The sequence below is a fragment of the Liquorilactobacillus capillatus DSM 19910 genome, from assembly GCF_001434915.1.
GTDB classification, from domain to species: Bacteria; Bacillota; Bacilli; order Lactobacillales; family Lactobacillaceae; genus Liquorilactobacillus; species Liquorilactobacillus capillatus.
In genome coordinates this window covers 52,577-74,999 of record NZ_AZEF01000027.1, presented here as the reverse complement: position 1 = coordinate 74,999, position 22,423 = coordinate 52,577, and the positions used below count along the sequence as shown (strand labels likewise).

The window sequence follows — 22,423 nt, the reverse complement described above, 5'->3', positions numbered from 1 at the left end:
GACCAGAAGTATAACCAGTAATCACAAAATCCACTGCATTACTATTAAATAAAAGTGTTATTTTCACAGCTACTTCGACGTATGAATAGTTTGGTATTTTTTTCATCGTAATTTCCGAAATTAATAACTGTAGAACCTATAGCAGCCTTTTGAGCTTCGTCAAACAAAACTTTAAACTTATTTTACAAAAATAAGTTTTACTATAATTTTAAATTCAAACGAAAAAATCGCCCTTTTACAGAACGATTTTTTAAACTGTACCTATAATTGAATATTTGCTGCATTTTTTAAATTTCAACCCAAGCTAACAATCTTTTTTTTACTTAATGCTTGCGTTCCGATAGAACAGCACGGTTCCATATGGTGAAATCTGCAAACCTTTGACTTTGCTCTTCAGTAAGTAGGACATGCCACCCTGATAAACAGGCGCTGTAAAGGCATCTTTTTGCAATAATTGTTTTTCTGCCTCAATCAAAGTTGACCAGCGTCTAACTGGATCAGTGGCATAGGTTGTGGCAGCTTTATCTAACAAATTACGGAAATTGCTATTGTTATAATCGTCATTTATATGATATTGTCCTCCATCACTAATGAAGTTAACCGGATCAGCGTAATCTGGCTGCCAGGTTCCGTAGACAATATCATAATTATGCGCAGTAGTTGCTGCTAAGCGAGATTTTAACGGAATTGACTGCAAGCTAACCGATAACCCTGGCAGATTTGTCTCTAACTGACTTTGTAAATATTCACCAATTTGTTTAGAATCAGTCGTATCGGAAGTCAACAGTTGAATATTGATCTTATTACTGCCAAGTTCTTTTTTAGCTTCTGTCCATTCTTTCCGTGCATCCTTTAAATTATAAGTTAACATGTTACCAGCATCTTGGCGGTAATCATTGCTTGTTTTAGAGTTAAATGCAAATTCCTTTGGTACGATGCCATTTAACGGCGAACCAACGTGGAGAATGTCTTTAACGAGTGAGTTCTTATTAAATGCCAGAGCGATCGCTTTACGGAAATGAACATTAGCGGTTGCTTTGCGACGGACATTAAATGACATATAGCCAATGAGCGGAATTGTTTTGGAATGGTACCCATCGGTGTGCTCATATTGTTTTATGTAATCTGTAGTCAGCATTGCATAATCCAATTTGTCAGTTTGATAGAGCTTACCTGCTGTCGATGGATCCTTAACGACCTGAACGTTAACTTTTTGCAGTTTAATATCTTTTTTATCCCAGTAGTTTTTATTTCTAACATAGGCCCATTTAAGATTAGTACCAGACCAGTCTTTAACAACAAAAGGTCCGTTGTAGACAGTTTTAGCAGCTGAAGTTCCATAGTCATTTCCGTATTTTTCAACAATTTTTTTATTTTGTGGGTAAAATGGAGCTCCAGTCATTAATTCAGAGAAATAACTGATAGGAGATTCCAGTGTAACTTGTAATTTATATGTTCCAATAGCTTTGATTCCAAGATCTTTAACGGGAAGCTTTCCGTCAGCAATTTGAGTTCCATTTTTAATTGGTTGAAACCGTTGCGAGTTTGGTGATGCTGTTGCAGGGTCAACCATCTTCTGCCAAGCATACACGTAATCGGTGGCTGTTACTGGGTCACCATTTGACCATTTAGCGGTTTTACGTAAATCAAACGTATAAGTTTTTTGATCTTGGCTAACTGAAACATTTGAAGCACCGGCTAGGACTGGCTTATTCTTTGTATTAAACCGATATAATCCTTCAAATGAATTTTGTAAAGCTTCTAAACTAGTAGTATCACTGTATTTTGTGGTACTCAAGGTCGCCATTTCAGCATTGGTTGCGACTGTTAGAACCTGCTTTGACTTACCAGATGAACTATTTCTTCCGCACGCAGCCATCATTACCATGCTTGTTAATGCGACCCCAGTTAAAGCTAATAACCTTTTTTTCATAAGATTGCCCCCTCTTTAATTAAAGCTGATCATTAAATATATTCAAAAAGCCCTCGGTCAGTTTGTGACCGAGGGCCCTATCATAAGCTAAAAAATTATTTTTAGTTAATAGAGTTTTCCTGTTGCACGACCGACACATCAAATAGCATGTTGTAATTTTTACAACATGAACAACAATTTACCATTGTTAAGCTTTGAGTGTAAATCATAACAGAAACCCCTTTCGAAGATATTAATGTTACTCTTAGGTTAATTGTTTAAGACACAACTGTCAACTAATATTGATAGTTTTTTTGTAACAAAAGGTTAGTAACTACCCTTACCTTAGAATACAAAGTTTATTATCGTTATTTTAAATTTAAAGGCATAATAAAAATGATCTTTAACTTTGCGTTTTGATACGGTGAATATCGAGGTCTCTCCTCGCTACAAACTTTCAGACATTTGAGCTGCAGCCTTTTCTATATGTATCAATAATTATTTTCACTATTTAATTAAATCTCTTTGTCCATTAATAATAGTTTGAAAGAATCATGGCCTATCTTCACTGATGTCTCTGAGTATTTTACGAAGCCCTTATGCAGATAAAAAGATATGGCAGGTGTATTTATAGCTAGAACACCCAAGACTAGTTTATGCAAGTTATTTCTTTGAGCAATTTCTTCAGTCTTCTCTACCGCAAAAGAACCAACTCCTAGTCCTTTGAAACCATTCAACATGTATATCCTACTGAGTTCTAAAGAATCGTTTTCTAGCGTTAATTTTAAATAGCCGCAAAGTTTGTCCCCCGCTTTTAGAAAATAGAAATCATTTGCAGGGTCAGTTAATTCAGCCTTTAAGCTAGCTAGTTCGTATACTTGATCTACATAGGAATCCACATCATTGTGATTTATTAAACTATAAAAAGCTTCCTTGTACGAGCGAATACTTAATTTTTGTAATAATAGTAGATCATCTAACACAACTTTAGTTATTTTGATCATAAGGTATTCTCCTAACAACATGACATTTTGTCATTATATCATAGAATATCAGTGACGTTTAGGATATACAGCAATATTAATCGCATTATACAAATCTAGTTTTAATGATAGTTACACCAATATATACATAACAAAAAATTGCCCTCTTTATGAGGACAATTAGATTTACTATTGTTTTCTGTGTTTAAAAGCTTGCCCTAATCCATAGCCGATTTTGACTTCACCTTGATTATTAGGTAAATTTTCAAGGTCAATGGAAGTGATGTGTTCCATTCAACTGGACATTGTATTTAGTGGTCTATCTTTTTACGCGCAAACTTGTTTAAAAAGTTATTACCTTCGCTTGCTCTAAAAGTTGTTTTGTTAGATCAACTTTCGTCAGTGCGGAATCTTCATATGGCATTAAATAATAAGTTAAGTTATTTAAATCCATGATACCTTTATATTGTGTGTAATCAGATACATTTTTTGGTGTAATCTTAACACCCTTGGGTATATCAACTGAATTCAATATATGCAGTACAGCGATTACGCCATTTTTCACACCCTTTGTGCGACTGGAATATTGTCTTAGAAAAGATGTTCTAATAAACCTGGAAGCAGATGTAAAATCACCAGGTAGTCCCAAGGCTCCAGAACCTGGACCATCTGAAACGGTCACATAATCGCCATACTTTTTTTGTTCAAATTCTGTTGGCTGCAGGTTCGCATAATGATTTAGGTTGGTCATGTGCCATGAGAATTCTGGTGAATTAGTCATTACACCAACTTGATTACGATAAAAGTTAGCTCCTTTTTTTGTAATTTCTAGAACCCCTGTAGCTCCTGTTTTATCTGAAATAATCCAATGAAGCGGTACATTAACTTGTAAAAGAGGATTGATCACTTCAACAATGTTCAGTTCATGATACCGTTCTTCAAATTCTGCTACCGATTCAATATTACCTAGTGCCCATGAGACCAGGTCAGTTGACGAAATATTCAAGGAGTCTTTTTTTGTGACAGTACTATATTTTGCGTTCTTTTCAAAATATAAGGACGCAATAGAAAAACCCTTTTCATTAAAGCCATCTGCGAAAATGAACCCATCTATATCGCGACCTGCTCCAATAAAGCCATACTTTGTGGCAAATTTAGTTCCCGCAACTAAAGAATTGAACTTGTGGTTGCGAGGAATGAAGACTGGCCTCGCCTCTAGTTCAAAGGAGAAATCCATTGTTCTAGCTAAAAAATGAATGTTATCATTAGTAAGAAAAGTAACTGCAGTACACATGTAACCATTCCTTTCTAAAAAAGCACACTAGTGTCGATTTAATATTAGAACACTCTTGATTTTTTCACAATTAAATACAACTGATAATAATAAGAACTCTGAGTTACAAAATCACCTAATTGATAGGCATTTTGAAGTGAATTTCTTAATGTTATAATAAGCTTAAATATTACTTTAATAATAAGGAGTTATCATTTTGAAAAATATAATTAAATTTCATCATATTGGAAAGCCGGTTACACTAAATACTATTAGAGATAATCCTGAGACAAAATACAGTGAATTATATGATATGTATTCTCTTGATGTAGCTAATAATCTGAGTTTGCCAATTGAACTTCATGCGTTTGGACCTCATTCAAGTTTGGATAAACGAATTCAAACAATGACGCATGTTGCTTTTACAGTTACTAATCTTGATGAATCGCTGCAGGGAAATCAAATTATTATGCCTAGATATACCCCTTTTAAAGACTATAGCTGTGCAATGATATTGCTAAACGATCAGCCGGTTGAGTTAATTGAAACTACTTTAAGTGAACGTGAGATTTGGGGTGATGGTATCTTTAAGGATAGTATTTTATATCCAAATAAAAACTAGGTGTTATTGTTAAATATCACACTTAGTTTTTATTTATTAAGTACCAGTAAATAGTTCTATATAATAAACTTAATAATTATTTAAAGTAAATAGCATAATGTAAAGAGCATTTTGGATTAAATTTGTTTTGACAATATGGACAATGTCCCAAAGAGTACTCTTGAAAATTCATTGTATGCTTGCAGGCACCACATATAGCAGGTAAATCATTCTTAGCGCAAGCAACAAAATGATGATCTTTCAGTGCATCGTGGCATTTATAACAAGCAAAGTATTGCTGACACTGTGCACATTTTAAACCGACAATATCGTTTACTTGATGGTAATGTTCACAACGCCCAGCTTTATCTACGTTAATTCCGTGAATGGCAATCAATAGTTATTACTCCTCAAAAGTTAATTTCTTTATTATTTGCACTGTGAAAAATGAATATACAGATGTTAATGTATGCTCCCTACTTATTTAGTTTATCGCTGTAAGTAATTGAAGACAGTTATTTTTTATTAGAATAGCTTGTTCATTATCTAGCCTAGTAACTTCGGTCTTAGTTTGTTTTTCGAAATATTTTATTGTAGTTTCTAATTGCTGATTTATTTCTATGTGTTTGTCATAATGCGGATAAATTCTAATATCAGTCGCATTTATCGCAGTTAATTCCGAAGTATTATTGAAGTTGTCTTCGGGATAGATGACATTATATAAATCTAAATCAGGTCCGAGGACAATAGCTCCGGCACTGATGCCGTAAAATGGTTTTCCCTGAACCGCTAGAGACTTTAAAAAATCTATGAGACCAGATTTTTTTAAGCTATCTAATAGAAGAAATTCATAACCTCCATTTAATATAATACCCTTTGCAGTTTTAAGGATAACTGGATCATCAGACAGCACGTCAAAGAGGATAACTTTCTTAAATCCTAATAATTTAACCGTTTGTTGCAATTCAATCATTTGGGGATGCTTTTTCCCTTCTCTGACTGAATTTACAATAATTACTAACTGATCAGAGTCAAAGTTGGTGTTTCCTAGTAAACTTAAGAAGCCTTGTGTAATTTTTTTGTTTATGAATGCTCGAGACGAAAGTAAAATATTCTCCATTTAGTTCTCCTCTGTATTTAGATAACTAACAGATAACAAACGCAATCATAAAATTATTATTTAATTGAGTTTATTCAGCTGAAGATTTTTAATCACTAGTTAGCAAACCTTCTGGACCTACTTCAAAAAATTTTACTAACTCTTGTGTCAAAAAAGAGGTCGAGTACTTCATATCGTTGTTTAGCCACCAGCAGATAACGGAAAGATAAATTGATGAAACTATCTCTAAAAATAAATCTCTAACGATGTGCGTTTCTAGAGGGAAACCATTGGTTAGTCGTTTTTTTAGCGCTTTTTCCGCTCTTTGCCTGATTCCCAAAGATTCAGGATCGTTTAAAATAAATTTAAACAACTGAGCTTGTCCTGCTATAACTTGTAAAGAGCGGCTTAGATCTGCAGCGAATAGCTTATAGTCCAGCTTGTTATCTGAAATATGTGACTTAGGTGATACTGAATTAATTACTTTAGTAATTCCATCCTCGACCAGTGTGTTAAGCAGTGCATATTTATCAGTATAGTGCAAATAAAAGGTGGAACGGTTGATCATTGCTTGCTTAGCGATATCATTAATAGTGATTTCGCTGAATTTCTTTTGAGAGATGAGCTGAAAGAAAGCAGCATATATTGCTTTATTAGTTTTTTTGGTCCGTAAATCAGATTTTATAGACACTTTACACCCCTTCTATCTATTAAGTCGTTTTAAATAGTCAATCAGTGTCTGCCTGTTTAATAAGCGACAAACAGCTATTTATTGCTTATTGTAAACGGTAGTTCATTCTTTGTATAGTTTAACCAGAAAAAGAAAAGAGGGATTGTAAATGAATAAAAAATGGACTACAAAAGATTTTCCAGTAGGTATATATCAATTGAATAAAGATCAAAGCGTCAATTTTCAAATGAATCGGTTTTTCAATTGGTCAAATGATCAGGTAATGCTAGATCAGATGAAAACAATCGGTGGAACAGATCAGACATACACGACGTTGATTGCAGATTTTGAAAAGCTGGGTCAAACAGCGCTAAATGAAAACGAAAAGCTAAGAGCAGCGTTGTATTTTAGAGCGGCAGAATTCTATTTGCCTGAGGATGATAAGAACAAGAAAAAGCTACGTGAACAATTTATTTCGCTAAACAATGAATTTTATGGTATAAGTGATAAGCAGCATTTTTTGATTCCTTACCAGAATGGAAAACTTTCTGCATATCGAGTCGCACCTGAGAAGCCGCGAGGAACGATCTTATTTATTAACGGATTTGATGGGTACATTGAAGAACTTACGCGAATGATGTTAGTTTACCGGGATGCTGGTTATGAGGTAATTTATTTCGATGGCCCTGGTCAAGGATATGTTCTTGAAAATCATCAAATACCGATGACCTCTCAATGGGAAAAACCAGTTAAAGCTGTTTTGGATTATTTTAAAGTTAATGATGCGATTGCGATTGGGATGTCACTTGGCGGGAACCTAGTGTTAAGGGCTGCCGCATTCGAAAAAAGAATCAAGAAAGTCGTCTGTTTCGATATCTTACCAAGTCTATTTAAATGCGTAACCCGCCAACTGCCGGCGCCATTAAAGAAAGAAGTTGAAGAAGCAATAGCTGGTCATAGGGATAAATTGGCTCTTAACCAAAAACTAACGACATTAATGGATCAAAGCTTAATGGTTCAATGGGCGTTTCAACAGGGAATGCATGTTATGGGTGTAAAAAGCCCATATGCTTTTGTTGAATGCTCAAGCAGGTATGACAGTAGTTCAATTTCAAAACTGGTGGATCAAGATGTCTTACTTCTTTCGGGACAGGCTGACCATTACGTCCCTACTGATCAATTACCACTTCAAATCAGCACGTTAACTAATGTTCGTTCACTGACGGCTAGACTGTTTACTGCTAAAGAATCTGCAGCTAATCACTGTCAATTAGGAAATATTGGTTTAGCCGTAAGTACTATTTTGAAATGGCTGGATTAAATTTAACGTTTAATGCATATAAATAAATGGGCATAGTCAAAATTTAGTTCTGACTACGCCCATTTATTATTGCTACTTCTTATCTGTTTTGAATTGTTCGGCTACATATCTAGCATAGGTTTTATGACTCTTAATAAGGTTAGCATGCTTGCCTGAACCAGTAACGCGGCCTTTTTCAATGAAATAGATACGGTCGCTATCAACAATTGTTGACAGCCGGTGAGCAATAACTAAAGTAGTCCGTCCTTTCATCAGTTTTTCTAATGCTTGCTGTACCATTGCCTCAGATTCTGAATCAAGACTGGCTGTCGCCTCATCGAGCATTAAAAGCTTAGGATCACGTAAAAAAGCACGCGCAATTGCGAGGCGTTGGCGTTGCCCACCTGAGATTTTGGTTCCACGTTCACCTACTTCGGTGTCTAGTCCATGCGGCATATGTTTGACGAATGAACGTGCATACGCTAATTCGAGCACTTCCCACAGCTGCTGATCCGTGTAATTTTTGCTTAACCCATAGGTTAGATTTTCGCGAATCGTCCCCGCCATAATTGCAGAATCCTGGGATACAAATCCTATTTGACTACGATAATCGGCTAACTGAATATCATTTATATCAACATCACCAAACTTGATCGAACCGCTTGTCGGCTGGTAAAAACGCTCGATTAGACTAAAAGTCGTTGATTTACCACCACCAGAGGGACCGGCAAAAGCAATGATCTCATTAGGCTTTGTCTCAAAGGAAACATCGGTTAGAACAGGTTCATTTGGAGCGTCAGTAAATGCGAAACTGACGTTTGAAACGGTCAAGGCTTTGCCTGCTAAGTCAACTTTCTTCCCTGTCACAAAGTTTTCGGGTATCTTATTTAGTAGTTCTTGAACACGCCGAGTTGATCCAGCTGCTTTGGCAATCTCGGAGAACAAAGTGGCAATGACCGGCATCGCACCAATTAGATTGAATAAATACATTAAAAAGCTCATTAATGTTCCAATTGACATCACACCAATTGCGATACGATGCATCCCATAGGCGAGTAATCCAAAAACCATTGACATAAAGACCATCATCATAATCGGCTGCATAGCAGCGTCAAAGACGGCCTCTTTTTTACCTACACTATAGAGACTATTGATTTCGTCAGCAGCGCGAAGTTGCGCCTGTTTTTCTGCATTGGATGATTTTACCAAACGGATTTCACTTAAGGTTTCTGTTGCGATTCCACTAAAACGACTGATTGCATCTTGTCTTATATGACTGACTTTAGATCCAAACGCCATGATGGGAACCATAAAGGCAATGACAACAGGAACAGCTATCACCATCGCTAATGACATATGCCAGTCCATTCTGATCATCATGTAAACTGTTCCGATGACGGTGATGATGCTTGCGATCGTTTGTGGAAAAGTCACTGCTAAAAGCTGTTTGACTTGAGTTGTGTCATTTGTGACACGGCTACTCATTTCCCCTGCTTTTACAGAGTCAAAGTAGGAAACTTTCAACATAGTGAGCTTGTTCCATAGTTTTTTCCGCATGTTTTGAATGACATTTTCACCAAAAATACCAAGTATTGTTCCACCAATAGCTGAAACGATAGCCGAAAAAACGAAGAGGCCTACGACTGTCCCTAATAGCTGGTAATCAACACCTTTTTGAAAATTATTTACGAGGCTGGAAGCTAACTTAGGAACATAGACTTGAATACCTGATGAGACAGTAAGTAGTAATATCCCCGAGACTAATAAGAGATATTTGGGGTCAGTTTGTTTAATCAACCCAATAAATTCTTTAAATGAGAATTTAGTTTGGTCTGCTTTTACTGAGTTTCTGGCAAGTTCATGAGTATTATTATTTTGTGCCATTATTTGTCATGTCCTCTCTTCCATCTATCAAAGCCTCTGAAATCTTCATGGTTAAAACCATCACAATTTGAAAAATTATGATAATGTTCAAAGTTATGTCGATCCAACATTTTTTCACGTGCATGTCCAAAACGTGCGGACATCTGTGCAAAATGTCTCCAATGTCGATCATCACCAAATGTTTTTGCAACCTTTTTTTCAAAACTATCACTCGTTAGATTTTCACCAAGGCGGTCCAGATAACCACTAAGATCTTTAAGTTCTGTATCGCTGAAGCCTTTAAACATTTCTTCTTTTAGTCCGGTTGACAGATTGCCACGAGTATTAAGGGTTTCACGACCTATAGCCGTTAGTTTAACAAATGTTATTCTAGCATCTTGTTCAGATTTGATCCGCTTTACTGTCCCCGCTTTCTCAAGTTTTTTAATAATTTGTGTGACACTTGAAGGCTTGATATCAAGTACTTCTGCAATTCGGCCAGCCGTTACATTTTCTTCCTCTGATAATAGTTTTAGCGTTTCAAATGTATTATCGGGTCTTTCTTCTATCTGATTCATAAAAACTAAAAAAGATTGTCGTGTAATCGTCATAAGGCTATTTAGAACTCTATTTTTATTCATTAGATAAACTCCTCTATTATTTATTTAGTTTAATGTCTTCCTAACAAAATAAACTATAATACAAATTATTTTGTTCGTCAACTCATAAACTAAATAAATATTATTTGACTAACAGATTATTTTCTACATATTCATCAAAGACGCTAGCTAGTTTCAAGCCAGGTTATCAGTTAGTTGTCTGAGCAGTCCTAAAAAGCCCTGATGTCAGTCGCTTATACTGTCTAACATCAGAGCTGAGTTTAATTTTTTGTTCATAAGGATTGGAACTTATTAAAGTAGTTCATGTTATCTTTGCCAACTTTTAAATATAAGCTAGGTTGTGAAAAATGATTTTACGCAGCTAGCAAATATCTCTGGTTGGTCAATTGGGAGGTTATGACCAGCATTTTCCAAAATAAGTAGACTGCTATTTTTAAAGTTTGTGTCCAAGCGTACCTGTTCCTTAAAACCGACAATTTGATCATGTTTGCCAAGAAGTAGAAAAAGCGGGATATCAGGTTGCCATCTTTTAATATTTTCCTCTTCTTGCAATTGATAATTCTGGTAATTATGTTCCTGTAGTTTCTTAATAAAACTAAAATCACACTTTTCAAGACCGGAAATTACTTTACGCAAATAGTTTTTCCATGTCGTTTTTGTAATGACTGTATTCATCTCTAAAAAGTCGCTTGCATACTTGCTTTTAGGAAGATCAAAATCATCCTTTTTTATATTTAGGTGATGGGCAGTTTTTCGTTTATCTCGGTTAGCTGTTATAACTGGACATGTCAAAAAAATACCTTTCACGCGTTTGGGACAATTATATGCAATTCCAAGACTTAAATAGCCGCCATAAGAATGTCCACCGAGATAAAATTCGTTAACTTTAATAGTGTCAAGCAATTTTATAATTAACTTTATCAAATAATCTCCAGTCGGTTGGGGAGACAAAAAAGTTGAACTCTCTCCCATTCCTGGAAGATCAATATAAATTTGTTGGTATTCAGTTGAAGCAAGTAAGTGCTGATAACTAAGCTTCATCGAAGTAAGATCTAAACATAAACCATGAAGAAAAACGATCGTCTCTCCCTTACCTACAATTTGATAATGAATAAGTGTATTATCAATTAATTTCTGCATAAACGTGTCCCCTTTAATCGCCTAACTATATATTTGATTAGCTTACCTCTATGACACTTTAAGATGCTAATACTTAAAATAGATCTATTAATAAAAGCCTATAATATGATGACGCTATATCTAAAACACCACTAAAAACTAATACTTTTGGACCAATTTTTTGAATAAGTAATCTACCTAATCCACCGAATAAGAAGACTATGATGGACAGAGGCAACAAAAATAACGTATTTAGAAAATGTCTTTAGAATGGACGTCTTCTTCTTAAAAAAGCATTATCAATTCTTTCAAAGTCTACTTTTGGATAATATTCTAAGGCAGAAGCTGCTGCTAGAAGAACTAATGACACGTCTGGACCAAGTTGAAGATGAAGTTTTTCAATCAAGGTATGCCCTATTCCCTGCTTTTGATATACTTTAGCAACGGCTAAGTCTGAAAGATAACAAGCATAGCTAAAATCAGTTAACGCTCTTGCTACACCAACTAACTTGTCATTATCCCATGCGGTCCAAAGAATGTCGGCATTTTCAAGCATCGTTTTTAAACGAGGTAAGTCGTTTACAGGTCGATGTATGCCGGATTCCCGAAAGAGCTGTGCTAACTCATGCGGTGTTATTTTTCGCTTATTAGTGTAAGTGATCATTATCTCGTCTCCAATTGGTTAGTAAATTAGCTATCATCAATATATCGTTAAAAATAGCTTAAAACAAGCTAAAATGCTAACCGATTTTTATAAATAATACTTTGCTTAACTTAGCTTTATATAGCTCATTTGAACTGTATTGTTATTAAGACATTAAGCTAGATAAATAATTTAAAAACAATAAATATCGTTAAAAGATGTATTCTGGACTGGTAATTATGTTTTTTTTGATTTACAATGTAAACATAAATTACAACGTAAACAAAAAGGAGAAAGTATGTTAGCTATTCGACTGAAAAAAATTCGCAAAAGTTTCAAGCAACATGTTATTTTGAATGAAGTTAATTTGGAAATCGGATCAGGTGAGATTATTGGGTTGCTAGGTCCTAATGGAGCAGGCAAATCGACTTTAATAAAAATTATGACGGGTCTATTAAAAAGTGATGGTGGTGATGTCGAAATATTTGGTCATTCTTTAACTAAAGAAAAACGTTTAACGCATTATCTTAGTATTGCACCTCAGGAATTAGCCTTTTATCCGCAACTGACAGTCAAACAAAATCTTTGTAGTTTTGGAGAACTTAACGGCTTAAGTACTAAAGAAATTGTACAGAAATATTTGCAAGTGACAACAATTTTTAACTTGAAGACTTTAGAAAATAATAAAGCACAAAACTTGAGCGGCGGTCAAAAACGCCGTCTTCATTCAGCTATTGCATTAATGAGTCAAGCTAAAATTATTTTTCTTGACGAACCGACTGTGGGAGCAGATGTATCTTCACGTAATCAAATTATTCGGGCAGTTAAAAGGCTAAGTGAACAAGGAATAACAATCATCTATACAACACATTATCTCCAAGAGATGGAGGAGCTCAATGCTCGTATCGTTTTTTTGAATAATGGTATGATCCAATTTGCTGGTGCTTTGGAGGATGTTATTCACAAATATGCACGACCATCGCTAAAACTCTATTTTGATAAACAACTCCCCAACTTAAAGGGGTGGCGAAAAAATCATGATCATTTGGAGTCGTTACTATCAGTTGATTCTGAAGAAAGTTACGTATCCTTCTTGCAGAGGACACTTGCTGATCCTAAAGTTAAACAGTATCAGCTTAATAATATAAAAATTTTAAAAGCTAATTTAGAATCGGCCTACTCAAGGTTATTAGAAAAGAGGGTTTGTAATGAAAATTAATCAAATATTAGCCGTTATTAAATTAAATAGCCGCTTGCAATTAGCTGATCCTACTGTACAATTTATTATGGTCTTAGTTCCGCTAGTTATGGCACCATTTATGTTACCAGCTGCTAAGATACAGTTAGTCACAGAAGGCTATTTGCATGCTAATGGTTCTGAACAAGTCATCCCGGGGTTAGCAATTCTCTTTTCATTTTTTTCACTTCAATTAATAATTCAAATGTTTTTTGATGAATCTAATTGGAATACTTGGGATCGGCAACAAGTTTCTGCTACTTCTTTGCCAGAAATCATTTTTGGTAAGATATTTGTTTCGTATCTAGTACAATTATTCCAACTTGTGACTGTGGTTGTTCTTAGTATTGTTTTATTTAAGTTTTATATTAATGGTAGCTGGGTAGCCTTTATTGCTATTATTTTCTCTTTTGCAGCAACGCTAACCTTTTTTGGTACGTTACTAATTAGCTGGACAAAATCCGCAGTAATGGCACTATCGTTATCTAACCTGCTGGGAATTTTAATGGCCGGACTTGGTGGAAGTCTCTCGCCAATTGACTCTTTTCCACATTGGGCAAAGCTTATAGCTAAGGTCGATCCTGCTTACTGGGCACTCACCGCTATTAAGGATATCAGTCTCAATCATGGTAATCTACATAGTGTTTACCATAGTTTACTTGCTTTATGGTGCATGGCAATTATCTTATGTGTCTTATCTCTAATAGGTTTTTACTATCGACCGTTGAAAGAAGGAAATAATTAGCATGGAACCACTAAAACCGACAAAAGAAACTTTAAGTCGAAAATATATTCTACAAGCAACACTTAAATTAATTGATAAAGTTGGTCTTCAAAAATTTACAATGCGTAAACTGGGCCAGCAAATGAACGTTTCACCAATGGCAGTTTATCGTTATTTCTCAAATCAAGGAGCGCTTTTTGATGGTTTAGTTGAGTGGATTTGGGAGAAAGCTTTGGTTTTTAAAACAGATAGCCAACATGATAACTGGCAAGGACAAATAATATTAATAATGTCCGGATTACGTAAAAATCTGTTGGAGCACCCTAAAATTTTACCCTTAGTTTCCACTCACCCTATGGTAACCAGAACGGAATTCATGTTGATTGAAGATATTTTGCGTAAGTTAAAGGCAGCCGGTATGGAAATACAACCTACAACTGTTTTTTTAATCAATTCATTGACCGTGTATACGCTAGGTTTTGTTTGGGCAGAAGCTGTTGAACCTGAACATGGTGGACAAATTAACCCAACTTTAATGGAGGAACTACAGGCTAAATCTGTCCTTTGGGGTGAATTATTAAAAACGCTGCAAGAAGATCAGTTCACTAAGAAACAACAGTTTTTAATGGGGATCAATGCATTATTAGCTGGGTGGAAATAAAAAATATGCAAAAAAAGCGTTCTAACTGCGAGAGCCTAAACGGAGTAAATTATTATCCGAGAAGTCTAGGTACTCTAAGTAAGAACGCTTAATTTTTATTCTTATAATGAATAGGCAATAGAAAATCTTAGATAGTATCTGGCATGTTCATCCAAACGACCGATAAGAGATTACCATCTGGGTCTTTAACCTCCAGCTCATACATTTGCTCTTCAGGAATATCTAAGTCAACGTGATAAAAATCACCGCCATGCTTTTTAGCAGTCTCAGCAAAAGCTTTGACAGCATCGATACTTTCCAAACTAAAAGCAGTTATTGAACCACTAGTTTTCTGAGTGTTGGCAAGTGTTTGTTTTTTTAAGAAACTGCTATAAAATTCGTGTGTCAATAACATTATCCAAATATTGTTGCTCCACATCATTCCTGCACTAGTTTCGTTAGAAAAATCAGAGTTCTTCTTAAATCCGAGAGCTTCGTAAAAATTTATTGAGCGTTGTAAATCAGTTACAGGTAAATTTACGAATATCATTTTTTTCATTATTATTCCCCCTTTACTACGCGACATGGCAACTTAATATTTATGACTGAAGAGTTTCTACGGAATTCCCCTCTAAACATCAATACGCTTTCATTATAGCGATATCTAACTTAATTACAATTATCTGATTTGTGAAAGATTTAAATTTCTAAAATTTTTAAAATAAAAAACAACTCTTTTTGCAGATTTTGAGTTGTTCTAAGTATATATTAGAGAGATTCATTATGCTGGATCAATGTTTTTGTGAGTAAAAGCAGCAGTGCAACTTAAGCACATTGCCTTAAGAACTTTAAAATAATGATTGATAATCATAATTCTTTAACGGCGCTAAAAACCTTTTTTAAAGATAGTTTTGAAAGTGTATACACCGGCTATACGGTTTGATTGCAAGTCAACATACGCTATTATAACTCAATTTTTTATGATGTATGACGAAAATTATTGGGCCTTTGTGTAATTTAGGATAACTGTTACTAAAAACGATAACAAAAACTTAAAGTTTGTGTGCATTTTTGTCATTATTCATGTCGTACATGGCTGCTCAGAAAGTAGTTTGATGATTTCTAATCTAACAACGTCACTTAGCACATTGAAAACGTTAGCTTTATTATCACTAATGTACTCATATTATTTCACGATACATACTGTTTTGTTTGACCATGATTTTTTAATCATGGTCGGTTAGCTGAAGAAAAGACATGTTATGTTTCAAAGAAAAAATGAGAATTAATCAGTGGACTATAAGCTAAAGTAATATTTTTTACGCCCTTTCACTTTAAGAATCATATACTGAAAAAACATCTTGGTTACTCACTTACCCTGCCTAACTTTACTGGCTTTTATCAGCATACTTTCCCCTTACAGATATTTCGAAGATCAGATAAATTAGCTGTTTTCGATTTTCAAAGCTAGATTTTCTAAAAGATCTAAATCAACATTTTTATTTTCCCCCTCTTCAGTCAGATAATCACCTAAAAATGTTGAATTTACAAGTAAGAGTGCCATTGGTTGCAGATCACCAAAATGTTTCTCTCGTCCTGCACTTAGTCTCAGTTCCTTACGTGGGAAGATGAACCGCATCATAGTCATTATCTTAAGGCATTTAAGTGGTGTCAGCTCATTTTTACCTGCTAAAGGAGTGCCTTCGATTGCAAGTAAAAAATTAACAGGGATGGAAAAGGGCTTTCTATCTTTTAAATCAAAAGCAAGTTCAACTAATTCACTATCTGTCTCACCCATCCCACAGATAAAACCGGAACATACATCGATTTGATGAGCGTTAACTCTTTTTAGTGTTTCACAACGATCATCGTAATTATGTGTAGTTGCTATTTTACGGTAGTTTTCTCTAGGAGTATTCAAATTATGGTTTATTCTATTTATCCCTGCACGCTTAAGTTTCTCTAACTGATCATTATCAACAAAACCAGCAGAAAGACAAATCTCAAGACCAAGTCGTTTTTTGATCGTAGGTATGATCTCACACAACTGATCCACCTCTTTTTTAGAAGGTTTAGTTCCACTAAGTGCAATACAAAAAACACTCGCATGGTTTTTTTTAGCCAGAACGGCTTTTCTTAAAATTACAGCATTGGGGACTAAGCCATATTTTTCAATATCTTCTGTGCTCCGTCTTGATTGAGCACAATAACCGCAGTCTTCGTTACAAATGCCTTGTTTTGCACTCAACAAAACATTCAATCTTAAAGAATTTTGTGTTACTTGGTTCTTTAAATACATAGCTGCGGCAAAAATCGACCACCAATCTTCTTCACTGTGGAGAATGTTAAGTACTTCTCCTTTAGTTATTTTTCTATTTCCAGCTAATATCTCTTGTGCCAAATTCATATAATCCAATTAATCCAACTCCCTTTAGTTATCTTACTGTTCACTAATGGTTAACAATAAAATAATTGCATAGATTAAAAAGAAAAACAAGGCTTTGTTAACTTAATTTGACAAAATGGTTAACAAAGCTGTATTCTTTAATGCGTATTTATTTCAATTAGGAGGTTTGTTATGAAGATAAGAACAATAACACAGGTCGCTTTAATGACAGCTATTTTGATTATTTTAGGGTTGATTCCTGGTATTCCATTAGGCTTTATCCCAGTCCCTATTGTTTTGCAGAACTTAGGTGTTATGCTTGCAGGAGCTCTGTTAGGTTCAAAAAGAGGGACTTTAGCGGTTCTTATGCTGCTTATTTTGGTTGCTTTAGGATGTCCTTTCCTTACGGGCGGTCGTGGGGGTATTGCCGTTTTTATTGGCCCTTCTGGCGGCTACTTGCTTAGTTTCTTACTTTGTCCTTTAATTATGGGACAGGCTCTAAAAATGTTCTCAAATAAGAAAATGTTTGTTGATTTTATCATCATTTGGATCGTCGGTGTTGTCTTCGTTAATATTTGCGGAGCGCTTGGTCTGGCATTTCTGGGAGAAATGCCCCTACCAAAAGCTTTTCTTTCTGTTTTAGTATTTATTCCTGGGGATACGATCAAGTCTATCGCAGCACTGTTTATTTTCGAAAAGTTAAGGGCTAATACAGCTTTTAAGAGCAATATTTGATGTTAATTTTTATGTCCTGAATAACAGCTAGCAGTTGAAATTATCTGTTTATTTATAAGTCCTGATAATAAAATAGTAATCATCCACCAGCATAACTGGTGGCTTTTTTTTAGCCCTATAAGGGCTTGCCCCAACACAAAAAGCCCCTTAAAGGGGCCAAACAAAACACTACCAACCGCTACCGCATTATTTTAATCTCGTTTTGACTTTTTAAATGGATCAATATATTCTCGTTTACTGATGCTATCATTGAGCTGATCTTCTGCTTCTTGTTCTCGAATGTATTTCTGCAGGTGTGTTGGCGGCACTAAATGTGAGCCGAATATAGCGCTTTGTTTCTGGTACGGTCTGACGACAGTACTAACCGTCAGATTGTCGAATCATAATAAAACCGCGTTCGTAAGATTGAAGTTGTTGATAGTGATAAGTAATGGTATTCCGATTATGGGTCATGAAGACATCTCTTTCTTATTTTGTGGTGATTTAAGAATAGGTCTTCATGGCCTTTTGGTATAGTCTTTTAGGTGGTGTACTTCAATGTTAAATTCGGGGAAACTTTTAAGTTCAACTACATCAACAAAATATTTCAAAGTGTTGAGATGCATCTTAAAGTTCCTCAATTCATTTAGTTTAGTAAAAAAGTTAATTTTTTAAAACACAGATTTAGGTTATTTTAGCCAATTTTTATTATCTTTTATTAGGGTATAGAAATCAGGAATCAGTTTGGTAAGCATTTTAGCTGGTTCATATAAGACAAATTTCCCCTCCTTTTTAGTTGTAACGATACCAGCAGTTTTAAGCAGTTTAAGATGATGTGAAACAGTTGAGTTACTCATTGTCAGGATCTGTCCTAAAGCTTGCGTTGTACTAGGCTGGTCAGCCAGTAATTTGATTATTTTCAATCTCACAACATCGCTCAAAGCGTTAAAGACATCGGCAAGATAGCTGGGTCCCAGAGTTAATTGCTGCTTACTTGAAGCATTATAGTTTAAAACAATGCCATGTTTGAATCGATCAACAAACAAGTGCGGCCACGTAAAGCAACTAGGCAGCAGGATGATTGTTTCTTGACTGGTTAATTCAATCTTCTGCGTAAAGGGTTTTACAATAACCAACTCTTTTTCACGCCAAGATATCCGGTCGACTTGTAAATTATTAATTAGTTTTATAAAACCATATCGTTTCAGGTAAAGTGATTGCCGTTCAATCTCATTTAACAATAATTGTTTTAACCCCTTAGAATTCCACGTCCAATCAAAAACCTGCTGCCGATACTCTTGAATAAAAGTAATCAGACGTTGATAAACGGCGGGAGGATCAGCAGCTAAGTCTTTAAGTAAACTGGGAGTATGACTTGGTTGAAAATCTTGCCACTCAAGACTTTTTCCCAGTGTAGGAATAAAATTACTTTTCCGCTCAGCTACTACTTTCTTCAAACTATTTAAAAAAGCTTGGGGATCTATTGTAGATAAATAAGTCTTTAGCTGTTCGATCTCACGATCCAAGTTAGGAGCTAAACTCTCAAAATTATTAAGTAAAATGGGCGGGACTCCTAATTCGTAAAGTAACGAAAAATACTGTAAATCGTTTAAAAGTTTGTCCGATAGACGCTGTTGAGCATCCAAAGCCCATGCGATATGCATTCCATGGTGTCGTGGGTTCAATAAGACGTGTAAACTTCGAAAGAGTTCATTTAACGGTGAATAAACAAATTGAACACGTTGCATTAATGTTTCGTTATTCTGTAAAGCATAAGGACTGAACTTAATATTGATTGTCATTTGATTTACCTTTCAATTTCAAAATTCTGGAATCGTTGGAATTAGTTCTGGATTCATTCTATCATTGAATTACTTAAGAGCGAAGGAGAAAGTAGAATGAATAAGAAGATAACAAAAAATACACTGGTAATAGTCCTTGCAGGAATAGGCATGTTATTATCAACCTTAGACACAGGAATTATCAACGTGGCACTCCCCTTTTTACAAAAAGAATTTGCCACGACAACTAGTATTGCAGCGTTGAGTGCCATTAGTTATACAATGAGCTTAGCTATTTTTATTCTCCCCTTTGGCTATGCTAGTGACCGTTTTGGAAAACTCAAGGTCTCCTACTGGGGGTTAGTTCTTTTTGGAATAGGATCAGTTTTATGCGGTATGTCTTCTAATATTATCGCTTTAATTATTTTTAGAGTACTGCAAGGAATTGGGGCAGCCGCACTGCAGGCAACTTCAGCTGCCTTAATCACAACGTTGATTGATGCAAAACATATTTCTAATGCACTGGGAGTTTTAGGGATTATGATTGGCCTAGGACCTGTATTAGGACCGTCAGTGGGTGGCTTTTTCTTAGCACTTAACTTATGGAGGTTTCTTTTTTGGATTAATCTACCCTTCATCGTTATCGGTTTAATTTGTAACCGGCAGTTAATTAGAACCTCTTCTGAAAAGACTAAGAAAGTTAAGTTTGATTTATTTGGCAGCATTACTAGTGCGTTGTTGATTATTTCCCTTTTAACAGGTTTTTCACTGCTTAGTAATTATGTGTATTTTATATGGAGCTTTAGCTTATTTATAATTAGTTTACTTCTTGGCTGGTTATTATATTCAGTAGAGACTAAGCAGGATGCACCATTAATTGATTTTGGGAGTTTACAGAATGATCTACATAGCTGGCTATACTTGGGGCAAACCATTATTTTTGGCTTTGCTTCAGCGATGATTTTTCTACTTCCGCCTTTCATATTCGAAAAAGTTCTTGGCTTTAATGTCGGTTTAACAGGCTTACTCGTTTTGGGTGCTCCTGCAGGATTAGTCATTTTTTCACGCATCTCAGGGAAACTAAATAATGGCCATCAAAATCAGTTTTTCAGTCTGATTGGTCTTATAATTATCACTTTTTCCCTAGCAGGATTATTATTTGTCAATCAGTACTGGTCAGCTTTAATAGTTACCTTCTTGTTATTTGTATATGGTATTGGTGGTGGGTTCTTTCAACCGGCTAATATCGCTGTTATTATGCAGTTGGGAAACCAAAGATCTCAAGGTAGTATTGGATCATTACAAAGAATGGTTCAAAATGTTGCGATTGCTAGTGGGACCGCAGTTGGAGCAGCTATTTTAAATCTCTTTCCACGAGGTTTAATTAGTAGTATTAGAATTAACTTTGGGATAACACTTATTTTAGCTATTATAATAGTTTCTTTAACTATTGCTTTTTCCTCTATGCCTCAAAGACACATATTTTACAAAAAGGATTGATATTAATTTTTGTCGAAGCTAGTATTAATAGATACACAGCTAGAACTATTAAAAACAGAAAAACTTGTCGCGACTTTTCTGAGGTTGCCATTTAGCCTATTAGGGAGGAATATAGATATGAAAATTGCTTTATTACCAGATGACTTTTCAGTTTTTCAAGTAACTAGTATCAAGGATATTAAGTTAGTTAAGCCAATGTTTATCGGTCTAACTAATGATGAGATTTCAATTGTAGCACCTACCGACAGAGTTCCGCATACAACTATTAATTGTGAAGATGGCTGGAAAGCTTTCCAGATACAAGGTGTTCTAGACTTTAGTTTGGTGGGTATTCTAGCTAAGATCTCATCTTTGCTTGCTGAACACAGTATCAGTATTTTTGCGGTTTCAACCTATAACACTGACTATATTTTAGTGAAAGAAACGGATGCAACGGCAGCCGTTGCAGTACTTAAAGAACAAAACTATGAGGTAATCAACGCTTAATCTCTTTATTCCAAGAAGTTTATTAATTAGAATTGTTAAATCTTTATTTATAATAAATGTAAGAATAAAAAAGTCTTAAATGTAGTTGGCAATAAGCAACTATATTTAAGACTTTTTTTATATTATATACCTTAATTTATTTCAAACTATCTTTTTTCTAACGGATCCCCTCTTCTACACCTATCGATATTACTGAAATTCTATCCCAGCAGAGTCCCGCATAGTTTGTAAAATAGTGGTTGAAGTAGTTGTTAATTCAAACAAACGCCACATTTCTTTGCGGTTTTGTTTCATAACCATTTCAACAAAATGTTTTACTTCAGGGATCATCGTATTAGTAAGTTTTGGACTACTCATCGTAACAGCCTTTTGGTCATTACGTAAAAGAGTCAGTTTTTCTAAATGGGTTGGACGGTCTAAAACCAAAGTTGCTTCACTTCCATAAATCTCACTTACGGTTTGACTAGAAGTTTTATTACCAACTAAGAAATCAACGTTAAAAGTTGGGTAGATTAACCGTCCACGTCCAAAATAGTCAGCACCATCAGGATGATCTACTAACTTAGCGGTATAGTTTACTTGAACAGGCTTTCCAAACCAACTTAGAGAGGCGCTTATAAGATAGACACCTAGGTCATATAAGACACCTCTTGCTGCTTTTCGTGAAACAACACCAGGGAGATTTTTCATATTACTAAAGTTTGTGCCAGCTAACCCCGAAGTCAGATAAACTAAGTTAGCACCATCTAGGGCTCCTAACTGTGGTAATAAAGATTCGATTTTTTTAAAAGCTGGTAGGAAAATATTTTTTATTCCCTCCATAAAATATAATTGCGGTTTTTGAGTTAAAATTTCTCTGATTATTTGCAACT

At 35.1% G+C, this 22,423-nt stretch carries 22 protein-coding genes; 8 read left to right on the top strand and 14 right to left on the bottom strand.

Annotated elements, in window-relative coordinates; genetic code table 11:
- Positions 1 to 319: 319 nt before the first annotated feature.
- The 3 genes from FC81_RS06005 to FC81_RS05995 form a co-directional block, all read right to left on the bottom strand.
- Positions 320 to 1,933 carry a peptide ABC transporter substrate-binding protein gene (locus FC81_RS06005; RefSeq protein ID WP_057744275.1) on the bottom strand — a complete coding sequence of 538 codons (1,614 nt, stop codon included), beginning with the start codon at positions 1,931 to 1,933 and terminating at the stop codon, positions 320 to 322.
- A 494-nt stretch (positions 1,934 to 2,427) separates the two neighbouring features.
- Complete coding sequence (locus tag FC81_RS06000) at positions 2,428 to 2,916, bottom strand: GNAT family N-acetyltransferase (RefSeq protein WP_057744271.1); 489 nt, start codon at positions 2,914 to 2,916, stop codon at positions 2,428 to 2,430.
- Between the two features lie 322 nt (positions 2,917 to 3,238).
- Positions 3,239 to 4,189: a choloylglycine hydrolase family protein gene (locus FC81_RS05995; RefSeq protein WP_057744269.1), complete on the bottom strand. Its 951-nt coding sequence runs from the start codon at positions 4,187 to 4,189 to the stop codon at positions 3,239 to 3,241.
- A gap of 196 nt (positions 4,190 to 4,385) precedes the next feature.
- Here FC81_RS05995 and FC81_RS05990 point away from each other — a divergent pair, with 196 nt between their 5' ends.
- A complete protein-coding gene (locus FC81_RS05990) occupies positions 4,386 to 4,790 on the top strand; it encodes a hypothetical protein (RefSeq protein WP_235804640.1) in 405 nt (134 codons plus the stop codon).
- Between the two features lie 76 nt (positions 4,791 to 4,866).
- Here the strand turns inward: FC81_RS05990 and FC81_RS05985 are convergent, their stop codons facing one another.
- The 3 genes from FC81_RS05985 to FC81_RS05975 form a co-directional block, all read right to left on the bottom strand.
- Entirely contained in the window at positions 4,867 to 5,166 is a 300-nt protein-coding gene (locus FC81_RS05985; protein WP_420806343.1) for a CHY zinc finger protein, read from the bottom strand.
- An 87-nt stretch (positions 5,167 to 5,253) separates the two neighbouring features.
- A complete protein-coding gene (locus FC81_RS05980; protein ID WP_057744262.1) occupies positions 5,254 to 5,889 on the bottom strand; it encodes a Type 1 glutamine amidotransferase-like domain-containing protein in 636 nt (211 codons plus the stop codon).
- A gap of 88 nt (positions 5,890 to 5,977) precedes the next feature.
- Positions 5,978 to 6,559 carry a TetR/AcrR family transcriptional regulator gene (locus tag FC81_RS05975; protein ID WP_057744260.1) on the bottom strand — a complete coding sequence of 194 codons (582 nt, stop codon included), beginning with the start codon at positions 6,557 to 6,559 and terminating at the stop codon, positions 5,978 to 5,980.
- Positions 6,560 to 6,707: 148 nt separating this feature from the next.
- On the opposite strand from FC81_RS05975, the gene FC81_RS05970 reads away from it, so the two are divergent.
- A complete protein-coding gene (locus tag FC81_RS05970) occupies positions 6,708 to 7,859 on the top strand; it encodes an alpha/beta hydrolase (RefSeq protein ID WP_057744257.1) in 1,152 nt (383 codons plus the stop codon).
- 72 nt (positions 7,860 to 7,931) lie between these two features.
- Here the strand turns inward: FC81_RS05970 and FC81_RS05965 are convergent, their stop codons facing one another.
- The 4 genes from FC81_RS05965 to FC81_RS05950 all read right to left on the bottom strand — a co-directional run bounded on the left by FC81_RS05965 (position 7,932) and on the right by FC81_RS05950 (position 12,104).
- A complete protein-coding gene (locus tag FC81_RS05965) occupies positions 7,932 to 9,722 on the bottom strand; it encodes an ABC transporter ATP-binding protein (protein ID WP_057744254.1) in 1,791 nt (596 codons plus the stop codon).
- Positions 9,722 to 10,342 (bottom strand): MarR family winged helix-turn-helix transcriptional regulator, encoded by a 621-nt coding sequence (locus FC81_RS05960; protein WP_057744251.1) that lies wholly within the window; start codon positions 10,340 to 10,342, stop codon positions 9,722 to 9,724. Before FC81_RS05960 ends, FC81_RS05965 begins: the two co-directional genes overlap by 1 nt.
- Before the next feature lie 312 nt (positions 10,343 to 10,654).
- Positions 10,655 to 11,461, bottom strand: coding sequence for an alpha/beta fold hydrolase (locus FC81_RS05955; protein ID WP_057744248.1), 807 nt, complete (start codon positions 11,459 to 11,461; stop codon positions 10,655 to 10,657).
- Between the two features lie 244 nt (positions 11,462 to 11,705).
- Positions 11,706 to 12,104, bottom strand: coding sequence for a GNAT family N-acetyltransferase (locus FC81_RS05950; RefSeq protein ID WP_057744245.1), 399 nt, complete (start codon positions 12,102 to 12,104; stop codon positions 11,706 to 11,708).
- 277 nt (positions 12,105 to 12,381) lie between these two features.
- On the opposite strand from FC81_RS05950, the gene FC81_RS05945 reads away from it, so the two are divergent.
- From FC81_RS05945 to FC81_RS05935, 3 genes are read left to right on the top strand one after another with little or no spacing between them, the layout of a single operon-like run.
- Entirely contained in the window at positions 12,382 to 13,302 is a 921-nt protein-coding gene (locus tag FC81_RS05945; RefSeq protein WP_057744241.1) for an ABC transporter ATP-binding protein, read from the top strand.
- The gene (locus FC81_RS05940; RefSeq protein WP_057744239.1) at positions 13,292 to 14,065 is read left to right on the top strand and encodes an ABC transporter permease; all 774 of its coding nucleotides are present in this window, start codon (positions 13,292 to 13,294) and stop codon (positions 14,063 to 14,065) included. Before FC81_RS05945 ends, FC81_RS05940 begins: the two co-directional genes overlap by 11 nt.
- Before the next feature lies 1 nt (position 14,066).
- Positions 14,067 to 14,705: a TetR/AcrR family transcriptional regulator gene (locus FC81_RS05935; RefSeq protein ID WP_057744236.1), complete on the top strand. Its 639-nt coding sequence runs from the start codon at positions 14,067 to 14,069 to the stop codon at positions 14,703 to 14,705.
- A gap of 127 nt (positions 14,706 to 14,832) precedes the next feature.
- Here the strand turns inward: FC81_RS05935 and FC81_RS05930 are convergent, their stop codons facing one another.
- Together FC81_RS05930 and bioB are read right to left on the bottom strand one after the other, a co-directional pair.
- Entirely contained in the window at positions 14,833 to 15,243 is a 411-nt protein-coding gene (locus FC81_RS05930; protein ID WP_057744233.1) for a VOC family protein, read from the bottom strand.
- A gap of 885 nt (positions 15,244 to 16,128) precedes the next feature.
- Positions 16,129 to 17,091, bottom strand: a complete 963-nt coding sequence (bioB, locus tag FC81_RS05925; protein WP_057745044.1) for a biotin synthase BioB — start codon at positions 17,089 to 17,091, stop codon at positions 16,129 to 16,131.
- Positions 17,092 to 17,262: 171 nt separating this feature from the next.
- On the opposite strand from bioB, the gene FC81_RS05920 reads away from it, so the two are divergent.
- A complete protein-coding gene (locus FC81_RS05920) occupies positions 17,263 to 17,805 on the top strand; it encodes a biotin transporter BioY (RefSeq protein ID WP_057744230.1) in 543 nt (180 codons plus the stop codon).
- Positions 17,806 to 18,473: 668 nt separating this feature from the next.
- Here FC81_RS05920 and FC81_RS05915 read toward each other — a convergent pair.
- On the bottom strand, positions 18,474 to 19,586 hold the full coding sequence (locus FC81_RS05915) for an ArsR/SmtB family transcription factor (protein WP_057744228.1): 1,113 nt from the start codon (positions 19,584 to 19,586) through the stop codon (positions 18,474 to 18,476).
- Positions 19,587 to 19,682: 96 nt separating this feature from the next.
- Between FC81_RS05915 and FC81_RS05910 the strand changes: the two genes are divergently transcribed.
- Positions 19,683 to 21,065, top strand: coding sequence for an MFS transporter (locus tag FC81_RS05910; protein ID WP_057744225.1), 1,383 nt, complete (start codon positions 19,683 to 19,685; stop codon positions 21,063 to 21,065).
- Between the two features lie 117 nt (positions 21,066 to 21,182).
- A complete protein-coding gene (locus tag FC81_RS05905) occupies positions 21,183 to 21,551 on the top strand; it encodes an ACT domain-containing protein (protein WP_057744222.1) in 369 nt (122 codons plus the stop codon).
- Positions 21,552 to 21,740: 189 nt separating this feature from the next.
- Here FC81_RS05905 and FC81_RS10975 read toward each other — a convergent pair.
- Positions 21,741 to 22,423 (bottom strand): Gfo/Idh/MocA family oxidoreductase (locus tag FC81_RS10975; protein ID WP_338041713.1); only part of this gene is annotated, 683 nt, incomplete at its 5' end.